The 11,150-nt window shown below is 65.5% G+C and carries 10 protein-coding genes and 1 pseudogene; 7 read left to right on the forward strand and 4 right to left on the reverse strand.

Annotated elements, in window-relative coordinates:
• Positions 1–93: 93 nt before the first annotated feature.
• Positions 94–765, reverse strand: a pseudogene (locus NF4_RS11990) (NADPH-dependent F420 reductase); the annotation flags it as partial.
• 225 nt (positions 766–990) lie between these two features.
• Between NF4_RS11990 and NF4_RS11995 the strand changes: the two are divergent.
• Positions 991–2,154 carry an IS30 family transposase gene (locus NF4_RS11995; RefSeq protein ID WP_063127422.1) on the forward strand — a complete coding sequence of 388 codons (1,164 nt, stop codon included), beginning with the start codon at positions 991–993 and terminating at the stop codon, positions 2,152–2,154.
• Between the two features lie 182 nt (positions 2,155–2,336).
• Here NF4_RS11995 and NF4_RS12000 read toward each other — a convergent pair whose 3' ends face one another.
• On the reverse strand, positions 2,337–3,245 hold the full coding sequence (locus NF4_RS12000) for an IS5 family transposase (protein ID WP_063127323.1): 909 nt from the start codon (positions 3,243–3,245) through the stop codon (positions 2,337–2,339).
• A gap of 152 nt (positions 3,246–3,397) precedes the next feature.
• Here NF4_RS12000 and NF4_RS12005 point away from each other — a divergent pair, with 152 nt between their 5' ends.
• Together NF4_RS12005 and NF4_RS12010 are read left to right on the forward strand one after the other, a co-directional pair.
• A complete protein-coding gene (locus NF4_RS12005) occupies positions 3,398–3,733 on the forward strand; it encodes a hypothetical protein (RefSeq protein ID WP_157120207.1) in 336 nt (111 codons plus the stop codon).
• Positions 3,734–4,160: 427 nt separating this feature from the next.
• Entirely contained in the window at positions 4,161–4,682 is a 522-nt protein-coding gene (locus NF4_RS12010) for an HAD domain-containing protein (protein ID WP_063127325.1), read from the forward strand.
• A 287-nt stretch (positions 4,683–4,969) separates the two neighbouring features.
• Here NF4_RS12010 and NF4_RS12015 read toward each other — a convergent pair whose 3' ends face one another.
• Entirely contained in the window at positions 4,970–5,866 is an 897-nt protein-coding gene (locus NF4_RS12015) for a hypothetical protein (RefSeq protein WP_063127326.1), read from the reverse strand.
• 1,160 nt (positions 5,867–7,026) lie between these two features.
• Between NF4_RS12015 and NF4_RS12020 the strand changes: the two genes are divergently transcribed.
• Positions 7,027–7,878 (forward strand): hypothetical protein, encoded by an 852-nt coding sequence (locus tag NF4_RS12020; RefSeq protein WP_157120209.1) that lies wholly within the window; start codon positions 7,027–7,029, stop codon positions 7,876–7,878.
• Positions 7,879–8,152: 274 nt separating this feature from the next.
• On the opposite strand, the gene NF4_RS12025 is transcribed toward NF4_RS12020, so the two are convergent.
• Complete coding sequence (locus NF4_RS12025; protein WP_063127328.1) at positions 8,153–8,365, reverse strand: hypothetical protein; 213 nt, start codon at positions 8,363–8,365, stop codon at positions 8,153–8,155.
• Positions 8,366–8,951: 586 nt separating this feature from the next.
• Here NF4_RS12025 and NF4_RS12030 point away from each other — a divergent pair.
• The 3 genes from NF4_RS12030 to NF4_RS12040 all read left to right on the forward strand — a co-directional run bounded on the left by NF4_RS12030 (position 8,952) and on the right by NF4_RS12040 (position 11,058).
• Entirely contained in the window at positions 8,952–9,920 is a 969-nt protein-coding gene (locus NF4_RS12030; RefSeq protein WP_063127329.1) for an AraC family transcriptional regulator, read from the forward strand.
• A 108-nt stretch (positions 9,921–10,028) separates the two neighbouring features.
• Positions 10,029–10,451: a peptidase inhibitor family I36 protein gene (locus NF4_RS12035; protein WP_232330421.1), complete on the forward strand. Its 423-nt coding sequence runs from the start codon at positions 10,029–10,031 to the stop codon at positions 10,449–10,451.
• A 94-nt stretch (positions 10,452–10,545) separates the two neighbouring features.
• Positions 10,546–11,058 carry a hypothetical protein gene (locus tag NF4_RS12040; RefSeq protein WP_063127331.1) on the forward strand — a complete coding sequence of 171 codons (513 nt, stop codon included), beginning with the start codon at positions 10,546–10,548 and terminating at the stop codon, positions 11,056–11,058.
• The last annotated feature ends 92 nt before the right edge of the window (positions 11,059–11,150 follow it).

Raw genomic sequence — 11,150 nt, forward strand, 5'->3', positions numbered from 1 at the left:
CACGTGTGCACGTGCAGGCGTTGTGAGCACAACCGTTGAGCTGGGCGACCCCAGCCGGTCAGACGATGTCCGGGCGCGCTGTCGCCCCGGTGTTCAGGGCTGCGGGGTCAGCCGCAGCAGGTCCTGGCCGACCAAGGGGCCGGCGGGTACCTGGTGCAACCGGCCGCCTTCGGCCAGCCCGCCCAGATCGATCGGGGCGAATCCGAGTGCGGTGAGCAGCTCGGTGAACAGTTTCTTGGCTTCGGCGTCGTCGCCGGACACGAACAGGACCCGGTTGCCGTCGCCGCGGCGGGGGTCTTCGGCCAGGGTCGCGGCGAACAGGTGGTTGAACGCCTTGATCACCCGCGCTCCCGGGGCGTGGCGGGCCACGGCCTCGCTGGAGGTTTCCGCGGCCGGGTCCGGTGGGGTGCTGGTGTAGAGGTTGGTGGCATCCACCAGCACACGACCACCCCAGTCGGGTAACCCGTCCAGTGCTTGGGCGGTCGCGGTGCCGGGGACTGCGAGCACGACGAGCTCGGCTCCGGCGGCGTCCTCCCGGGTTCCCGCGCTGGCGCCGTCACCCAGATGGGTGACCGTGTCGGTCAGGGTCTGTGGTCCGCGGCTGTTGCTCACCACCACTTCGTGCCCACCCGCGAGCAGGCGTGTGGCCACTGCTGTGCCGATCTCACCGGCACCCACTATTCCGATCCGCATATTGTGCTCCTTCGCCTCGGTGATCTCCGCCATCCTGGTCGAGGCCGGCGGATCCACGCATCGGTCACCTGACCTAACTTGCCTGCGCTTCCCACCCCTGCGTCGGGCGTTTCACCCCACAAACGCTCTGGCCCGAGCAGCTGACTCCTGTTCATCAAAAGAGCTTTTCTGGACAACTACAGGGCTCTGAATATCGTTGAACAGCGATTATTCGGCACGAATTGTCCAACAATGCATCTTGGGCTCAACCGGTCAACGCATCACCGCGTGGATGATCATGTCGGCGTGGAGGGTTCGATGCGGGACTACGGGATGTCACCTGCTGGTCAGGACGAGTTGTGGAGACGGTGGCGGGCGGGTGAGTCGCTCAGTTCGATGTCGCGGTCACTCTGTATTCCGCTGCAGCACGTGCGCCGGTTCCTGGCCCAGACCGGAGGAGTTCGACAGCGGCCCCGAGTTCGGCAGGGCCGGCATCTGACACTCACCGAGCGCGAGGAGATCTCGCGAGGCCTGGCCACGGGCTGCTCAGCGCGAACGATCGCGGTGTCGCTGGGGCGCTCGCCCTCGACGATCTCACGCGAGATCGCCCGCAACGGCGGCCACGCCACCTACCGGGCCGCGGCCGCTGACCAGCTGGCCTATCAGCGAGCGCGGCGACCGAAACCAGCCAAGCTCGCCGCCTGCCCGCACTTGCGGGCACTCGTGGAGGACAAGCTCAAATCTCTGTGGTCGCCAGAGCAGATCGCCGGGTGGCTGCGTCGGCACTTCCCCGACGACCCGGAGATGCAGGTCTCGCACGAAGCGATCTATCTGGCACTGTTCGACCCGCGACGCAAGGCGATCGATCGCACCTTGACGCAGCGGTTGCGCACCGGGCGCCCGATGCGAAGCCCGAAACGGGCCCGCAAACCTGATGGACGAGGCGTGATCCGGGAACTCGTGCCGATCAGCGAGCGCCCGGCCGAGGTCGAAACCCGCCAAGTCGCCGGCCACTGGGAAGGTGACCTGGTGATGGGCTCGCGGCCGTCGGCGATCGCCACGCTGGTGGAGCGGACCAGCCGGTTCACGGTCCTGCTGGCATTGCCCGACGGCATCAAAGCCGAGCAGGTCACACCGCACCTGACACGCTTCCTGCTCGGGTTGCCCGCGCCGATGCGACGCACCCTGACCTGGGACCGCGGCCGCGAGATCGCCGGCCACCAGGCGATCACGGCGGCGACGCGGACACCGATCTACCTCTGCAAACCCCGCAGCCCCTGGCAACGCGGCACCAACGAGAACACCAACCGACTGCTGCGCCAATACCTACCCAAGAGCGCCGACCTGCGTCGATTCGACCAGGCCGACCTCGACGCCATCGCCTGCGAGCTCAACCACCGGCCCCGCAGGATCCACGGATACCGCAGTCCTGCCGAGGTTTACGCTGAACATCTGAGCAGCGGTGATGCGCTGACCCTTTGAGATCGCCATTGATTTTTGCACAGTGGTTGGCGCTGCACCGAGCGCCGGGGTGGGTAGCGGGTCGTGCGCTGCGGCTGCCACGTATCTATCTGCCGCCGGGAACCCATACGAGCGGAGCGACGTCCAAGAGTTCGACGGGTCCACTTCGGGCTCGGTCTCGAAATATCGAACTAGAGCGTGTTTTATAAGCCGCGACCTGATAGCCACAGGTTGATCGCGGCGACGCGGACGGTGGCCAGGTAGCGGACGGCGAGTTTGTCATACCGGGTGGCCACTGCCCGGTGCTGTTTGAGACGGTTGATCGTGCATTCCACGGCGTGCCGCAGGGCGTAGAGACCGAGCTCGAACGCGGGCGGTCGCCCACCGGCATGGCCTTTGGCCGCGCGATTCGCGGCCTGGTCCGCCTTGATCGGGATAGTCGCCTTGATCCCGCGTCGCCGCAGGTAAGCACGGTTGGCCGCTGAAGAATAGGCTTTGTCGGCCAGAACCCGATCCGGCCGCGACCGGGTACCACCGACCCCGAGCCGCGGCACTCGGATCTCGCCGAGCACGGTCGTGAACTGCGGGCAATCGGCCCACTGACCAGGCGTGACGAGCAGCGCCAACGGCCGCTGACCCTGGTCGGCAGCCAAGTGCAGCTTCGTGGTGAAACCGCCCCGCGACCGTCCGAGACCATGGTCAGCGGGTTCGTCATCGAATCCGCCCGCCGGCTCGGCCTGACGGTGCGGATCACGGCGGGCACCGGCCGCGTGCTGGTGCGCTCGGGCGACGGTGGAGTCCACGCTCACCGTCCACTCGATCTCGCCTGCGGCGTCGGCGTGGGCTTGCAGCGCGGTCAGCATCGATTCCCACGTTCCGTCGCGCTGCCAGCGGCGGAACAACCCGTACACCGTTTGCCACGGCCCGTAAACCGTGGGGATGTCACGCCACGGGCTGCCGGTACGGATCCGCCAGCGGATCCCGTCGATCAACCGCCGTTTCGACCACCGAGGCGGCCGGCCCGGTTTCATACCGGCAGGTAGTAGCGGTTTCAGTTTCGTCCACTGGGCATCGGTCAGATCCGCACGGCACGTTGCCGTTACGCTGTTCAAGAGGTCTCCGGTTGGTCTCCGGTTGTGCTTGGTCGTTCAACCAACTACCGGAGACCTCGCCATATCACCAACTTCTCAACCCGGACAACGGGTTCGGTCCCCAAATGCCGGGCTTATGAAACAGGCTCTAGGGGGTCGGAATGAAAAGGTCGATGAACCGGGTGCTGATAAGGGCATTCACCGCAGCTGCCATCGCCGTGGCCGGCCTGGGCGCGATCGCCGTCGACCCGGGCCTCGCGGAGGCCACGGGTGCCGGTGGTGGGAGCTGCCTGGCGACCGAGGTATTCGACCAAGGCAGGGATCCGAACAGGTACGACCTGTACCTGTGCGTCAGCGCGACCAAAGAGGAGTGCACGGCCTGGACGGAGCGGACAGCCGCCGCGGTCGGCGGGCACATCATCCCGGACACGTGCAAGTACGTCGAGGGGGGCACGAGTGGCTGGTCCCACCCGGCCGGGTTCTACGGCGCCGTCACGCGCAGCAAGTAACGGGACAAGGATCGTCGCCGAGGGCTGAGAGACCCGCGCATCGATACCGAGCGCCGTCAGCAGCGTTCGGCCCGGGTCGGCCGCGCCCGTGTCGGGCTACGCCAGATGATCCCCCCGGACTTTGCGGCGGCTGCTGCATCCGACTGCCGCCTGACGATCCGGCATTCCATAAAAGGGATGTTCATCGACAGCCCTTCGCCAGTAAACATCGCTGACCAGGGCGGAGGATCGGGAAGGATCCTGCTCGCCGGGCCGAGTTCTCGGCGCTGCCCTTATCCGACGCGATCGGTCTGATCTTCGACGAGCTCTGACCCCCTGAGGTTTCGATATCGGGTCGCGAGTGGTGTGGTCGGTGACTCGCAGCAGTGGATGGCGCAGTTCTGGTATGGCCGGATGGCGCCTGAGGTTTCGCAGCTAGCCTGTGGAAATGACGGATCAAGAGGGGAAGCCTCTGCTCTTCCTCGATGTCGATGGGCCGCTGATCCCGTTCGGTCGGGTACCCGTAAGCGCTTCGGGCCCGTCGTTCGCCCCTGAACGGCACGCCGAGGAAAACCCGCTCGCGGCACGAATCGATCCCGCACTGGGGCCGCTGCTTTCAGCGCTGCCCTGTGAGCTGATTTGGGCAACGACGTGGACTGATGAAGCCAACCGGTCCATCAGCCCGGTGCTGGGTCTGCCGACGTTGGCCGTGCTGGATTGGCCGGACGCGCAGGAGGATCACATCGACGAATGGTTCGGGCTGCACTGGAAGACCCGTGCCTTGGTCGAGCGGGCTGCGGGCCGACCGTTCATCTGGATCGACGACGAGATCGGCGATGGCGATCGGGAATGGGTTACGGAGCAGCATCCCGGTCGAGCTCTCCTTCATCGCGTCGACCCGCGAGTAGGTCTACGGCCGCATGATCTCGACACTGTCACCGAGTGGCTCACGTCCACCGGAATACGGTGAGGGCTACCTACCGATGGCGAGAGATCTCGACAGGTACGCGCATGGTGGTGCGCTCCTGCGCTCCTGCGCCCCCGTCGGTCCCGGCATCGCCGGCCGCATCAAGACGGCGATCGCGACGCGAGTGCCGGCGAAGTGTTCACCAATGGGAGTTTCTTGGACGTAATCGACTGGTCATCATCGCTGACCAGCGATGATGATGAGGTCGTGTGTTCAAGAACGCATCAATTGATGAACGCCACTTCAGGCGGAAAGTTGGGGAGATGGCCCCCGCAGACCCGGCCCGCCGGTCAGGTTTCCGACACTGCCGCGAAACGCTCGGACAGCCGGCCCGGGTTTTCCAGAGCGGATTCCAACGCCAGGACGGGTGTGAGCCGATGCGTTTGCCGTGGTCCGAGACCTCTCATGGTCGGGAAGTTCCGGTTACCGGCCGGATGCTTCAGCTTGATCCACCGGCCACCCAGCCGACGCCGGAATGTCTCGCCGAGGTACCACGCCGCACCATCCCTCAGTCTGCGGTGTCCCGGCTCGGAGAGTTCGGCCGGGCCGTCGACGGATCGGCGTAGTACCTCCTCGAGGGCAGGGAGGGAGGCCGGGTCGAAATCCCATACGCCACCGGCACCGAAATCGGCGACCCAACCCGGAAATCCCGTCTCCTGCTCCTCCAGCCAGGTACGGAGAGCCTCTGTTTCCTCGAGAGGATCATCGGCCATCGTCCGCTGCTTTTCCGGCTGCCACGACCGGTCGCTACCACGGTATGACTCGACAGCACGCGCCCAGCGGTCGTAGGCTCCGGTCAACCGGTCACCGGATCGAGCGGTCACGACATCGACCAGCAACTCGACGGGCGCGACCGGATCCAGTGCGAGCACCGGATCCGCGGAAGCGACCGGACCGTAGGCCCCACCCAGAGCTGATCGGGTCTGTCCCCACACCCATTTCCCTCCCGCCTCCCGCATGAGGGTTTCGCCGATATAGGCGGTCAGGCCGTCGACGAACTCCTGCGGCCCCGGCCGCCGCAAGTCCTTCGGTCCGGCGAACCGCTCCAGTACCTCGCGCTCCAACTCGACCAGCGAGCGTCGAGAGTGATCGAGTCGGACACCACTGCCCTTCAGATCGATATCTCTCAACCCGAGCAGGAGGAAGAAGATCCTGTCGTGCCAGGACCGAAGAGGATCCGGCGTCATCGCAACCTCGCTACCCCATCGAAACGGTCTTCCACGCGATATCCACCTCTCGGCCCGGGCGCCATCCGCACACAGACCATACTGAACACCTGACGGATCCGCTCGGCACCGGCTTCGACGCACTCCACCCGCTCCATCACGCTCCTGGAAGCCCGACGAACCGACCCGGACCGCCGGTGCTGTCTCGAATTCTTGGTAACGAGACCGCGCCCCGAAACCACCCCGCCCACCGGCACCGAAACTGACTACAGCGCCTTGCGGCCAAGCGAACTGTCCACGCGCCTTCGCTGCTCCGAGTGTTCATAAAAGGCCTATTCATAGACCGCTGAAGATCAATAATCATCTATGAGCAGCGATGATTATCCGTTCGAGTGTCCAGGAACGCATCGATTGATGAACATTTCCGCGAGGCGCGAGGGCGGTGCCCCGCCTGGAAACGAGGCCCGAGACCGGCGCACGCGATGGAGGCGTATGCGTGTGGGGTAGGTGCCCAGATCCGAGAGTTCCAGCAGATGCAGAGAACTAGCAGTACTGGGGCAGGCCGACGCGTCGGCTCGGGTTCTGTGACGATTCCCGAAACGATCCCGTCGTGAACACCGCGACCGCGGCCCGAATCGGCGAGCGACGGATTCATCGGTGAATATCCGGCGACGCCCTGCCCGAGACCGGCATGCCGGCGATCACCGCCACCGAGACCAGGTTCAGAGCCGCACGAACAACGGCCACGACCGAGAGCCCGATACCGATACCGAGGCTTCACCTCTCGGTGCCACCCATGCCGGAGCCGAGCCGTTCCGATAGTGCAGTCCTCACAATGCTCTGCCGAAATTTTGGCGCCACAGGCCGTTTCTCCCCCGGCGCGATCGGGCTAGGGTTGCGCACCAGAGCGAATCGAATTGATCGAACCCGTTACCGCTGCAGCATTCCGGCGGCCATGATCGACAGATCGGCGCACACCCGCACCAGGGCGGCCCCTGGCCTGTTCTCCTGTTCCGAATCGATTTCGCGAGCCTCAACTCAATTCCGGGTCGTCACGAGGAGCTCGATGTTGGTCTCACCACCGGTGGACTTCCGCCGGTCAACCGGCCGAACTTCTCCGGAAGCCTGTCGGCAGCACAGCCGAGAAACGGTGGATGACAGCGTTCGAACAGGCCTTACGGTTGCGTCCGGAATGGATGCGAAATGATGTCATCGCGATTCTCGGACCTTACGGGATTGTTCCGGCGACGCCGCCGAGACCGGTCCCGAGCGGAAGTCCCTGGGGTTTCCTCGAGCTCGGGAGATCTGGCAGGAGAAGCCATATGAGGAATCCCATTCCCGAAACAATTGCCGCTGCGGCGCGACAGGCCGCGGCGGACTCGTCGAAACTGCTGCACTCCCTGGCATCGAAATCCGCCAAGACCTACCGCAATGCCGCGATGGGTGTGCGCGGCACCGACGAACTGGCGCAGGTCGACCGCAAGCCCGAGAAACTCCTCCGGTGGGTAGCGGTCGGTGCCGCGGCCTCGATCATCTCGACGCAAGTCGCCGGCGACGGCACCGTGGTCGAAGAAGCCGGCACAGCAGCAGATCCCGGCATCGATCCGGCCGTCGGAGGCCGCATCGTGGAGGTCCCGCCCGACGACGCTGGTGACCGGATCACAGATCCGCTGGAAGACCCATCGGACGACCACTCCGGGGATGACATCAGAAAAGCTGTGCGTGAGCTCCTCCGTGAATCCCGCGAAACCGCGGCGGATGACACCGCCCCCGGATCACCTTCGTCCCTCCCGGGGGACGAGAACCCCTTCTTGTGGGAAGACCCGCCACCGTGGCTGTTGGACGACATGGGCGGCTATCCCGGGACGGGCGTGGACAACCCGCGCCCTTCGGCCGACCCGTCGGAAGACGATCGGCGCGCTCCGGGTGTGCCCGCGCCGCCACCGCCGGACAACAGCGGAAGCGCCCCCTTACCTCGGCCTCCTTCGATGGGGGTGCCGGCCGACGATCCATTCGATCAGGACGGCTCATAGTCGACGCTCACCAGTGGAAACGATCCCGCGACGGGCTGAGATATCGATTGGCCCGGAGCCACTCGGGACCGCGCGCAAACGTGAGCGCGTCCGGCCCGGTACGCGGGCGCGTACCGGGCCGGTGCTGCCGCAGCGGCCGGGCAGTGGCTGCCGCGGCAGTGGTGGCGTCGCCGGTTCGGCGCAGCGGGCCACCGGTGACCCGAGTGGCGAGGGACCCCGCTCGGGTCGGTTCGTGCTGCCGCCCTACGACGGCAGGTTCGGCTGGTGGGCGCCGTTACCGGTCGAAGCGCTGCCGCAGCACGGCGCCCTCGGGCACCGGCTGGACCTCACCGCTCTTCAGGATGATCACCCCCGGACTCCCCGGCGGCAGCCGGTAGCCCGGCAGATCCCGGTCGATATCCGCGCGCAGGATCACCCGGTCGATATCGGGCCTCTCCTGCCCGTTGATGACGATCTTCTTCTCGGGCCCCGGATCGGCACCGGCCACGCCGGTTCCCGCTACGGCCGCACCCGCCCACCGCCGCCCCGCACACCAGGGCGGCGAAAGCTCTACTCGCCGGTTTCAGTTTCACTGTGGAACTCCTCGTCGCACCGCACTTCTCGTCGACTGATCCGATCGACTCTCCGACAACGGCGACGTTAGGCCGCGTTTCATAAGCCCGGTGGCGTGGAGTGGAACCCGTTGTCCGGGTTGAGAAGTTGGTGATGTGGCGAGGTCTCCGGTAGTTGGTTGAACGACCAAGCACAACCGGAAACCAACCGGAGACTTCCCAATGGAGTTGTCAAGCTGGGTCAGGCTGCTGCTGTGTAGGGTGGGCTGGTTCGTAGGGCAGGTTGTCGCGGATGAGCGCCGTTGAGGGCCGCGGCTTCCCTCGCCCGATCGGCGATCATGGTGGCGGTGAGAGGCTGCGCGGGGCAGGCTGATGTGCTGTTGTTGGGCAGTAGCCGCAGCTGCTGCGGCGATCTTGTCGGGGTTGCGGATTTTCCTTGCGCGCAACCAGTATCGGAGTCGGGTGGCGCCGCTAGAATCGGACTTCCGACTTTCGTTCGGTGACTGTGCTTCGGGAGTGGGAATGGACGTCGAACCGCTGTCCGGACATCGCCTGTTCCGCACCAATGACGCGGAGGAGGCGCGGGTGCGGATGGGCCGAATTCTGCGGGATCATCGGCTCGATCCGGGGCCCGGCACCATGGACGCTCGGTGCGATTTCATCGGCTTCGGGGACATCGGCCTGGCCTATCTCGGATACGGGGTCCAGGTTCGGATCAGATCCGAGCCGACAGAGAGCTTTCGTATCGTCCAGATCCCACTGGCAGGCCGGGTCCGAGTTCGCGCAGGTGCTATGGATATTGCCTCCGACACCACTGTCGCGTCGGTCCCCGATCCGGATGCGCCGCTGGATATGAACGCGCACGACCGCAGCCGGCATCTGCTCGTCCGGATCGACCGGGACGCGCTCGATACGCACCTGCGGCGGGTACTCGGCCGGTCGCCGGATCGCCCGCTGCGGATGTCGCCGGCGATGCAGTTGCGCTCACCCGCTGTCCGGTCCTGGCTCGAAACGCTGCGCATGCTGCACCTGGACGCCGCAGGTCCGGGCCTGCTCCGCGACTCGCGGTTGCGGCCGCAGTTCGAACAGTTGATCATGTCGCAACTTCTGCTGGCCCAACCGAACAGCTGCTCGGAGCTGCTGCTCGGTGGTAGCGTCGCGAACGCAACCCCGCGGCCCATCCGCCGAGCCGAACAATTGATCGCCGACCAGGCGCGGGATATGCCTTCCGTCGCAGATATTGCCGCGGCAGTGGGGATTTCGGTGCGAAGCCTGCAAGAAGGGTTCCGGCGGTATCTGGACACCACCCCGACCGAGCGGTTACGCGAAGCCCGGCTCGTCGGGGTGCACGCCGAACTCGCCGCAGCGGACCCCACCACGACCACGATCGCGGCAATCGCCGCCGACTGGGGTTTCTGGCACCTCGGGCGGTTCTCGGCCCTGTATCGCAAGCGCTGGGGTGTGAGCCCGTCCACGACCCTGCGCAGCTGAGACGGATCCGCTCGCGTCCAGCGGACATAACTCGCGCGGCGAGGATAGTCACGGCGTACCCGAGCCGCTGATCATGAGGAGGCCGGACTGCGAGGCAGGCTCTGGAGTTTGCCGGTTCAGCCCGGGACGACCGGCTCCGAAGGGACACTCATGTTTTCACGCTCACTGCCTCGCCGTTCCGCGGTCGCGGCGGCGGCCGCGCTCGCGGTCGTCGCGTGCGGCACGGTCATCTCAGCTGCTCCGGCCTCGGCGGCTTATGACTGCCCGGGAGGAACATTCTGCGGCTTCGACCACCGCGATGGCACCGGCATGTTCGTCCAGATCGACGCGAACTGTCTGCTCCACGACATCGGCAACGGCGGTGTCGGCGATCGTTTGACCTCATATTGGAACCGCACCGGCAAGATCGTCGGGGTCTACAACTGGAATGGTCAGCAGTGGCAACTGCTCGCCTCCGTTCCCGACAACGGCCGGGGCAATATGCCGGCCGGTGGCGACAACCAGGCCGACGCGTTGAAGGTCTGCGACTAGGAATGCTCGCCGACGAGCAACATCGAAGTGGCGTGCCCGGATATGTGTCACCGCACGAGATCCCCTGCGCCACCTGAATAATGGGGAGATTTCCATGTTTTCTCGCACCGCACACGCCCTTCGACTGGGCGCTCTCACCATCGGTATCACCGCCGCCATCAAACGTATCCTGCCCGCTTGGCTTTTCGTGCTCGGCGCGACTGCCGCTCTCACCATCGCCGGGACCGTGCCCGCATCAGCTGTGCCACCCAGCTCGGTGGATCTACAGACCGAATGGGGTGTGCATCAGCGCCTGTCCAGTACGACCGATAACCCGATCGGATTCAAAGTCAAAGTCACCTGGCGTGAGACCAACGCGGCAAACACGATCATGTCGTTCAACGGAGTCGCCAACACCCTTACCTACTCCGGTGAGGTCGTGGACGGCCGGATCCAGGGACGATTGATCAGATTCACCATCCGCTGGTCCGATGGGAAGGCCGGTGTCTACCAAGGAACCTGGTTCGACGATGGCTACCTGCGCGGTAACGCCCAAGAGATCGGCACGGGCCGGACCGCCGAGTGGTGGAGCCAGTACAACAACTGGAGACTGACCCCAGCCGCCTAGTAGTACTTTGTTAGGTCGGCGTGTCGGCTCGAGTTCTTCAGCGATTCTCGAGACGATGCCCTTGTGGACGCCGTGACCGTAGCTCGTGTGGG

It is taken from the genome of Nocardia fusca NBRC 14340, from assembly GCF_001618425.1.
Taxonomy (GTDB): Bacteria; Actinomycetota; Actinomycetes; order Mycobacteriales; family Mycobacteriaceae; genus Nocardia; species Nocardia fusca.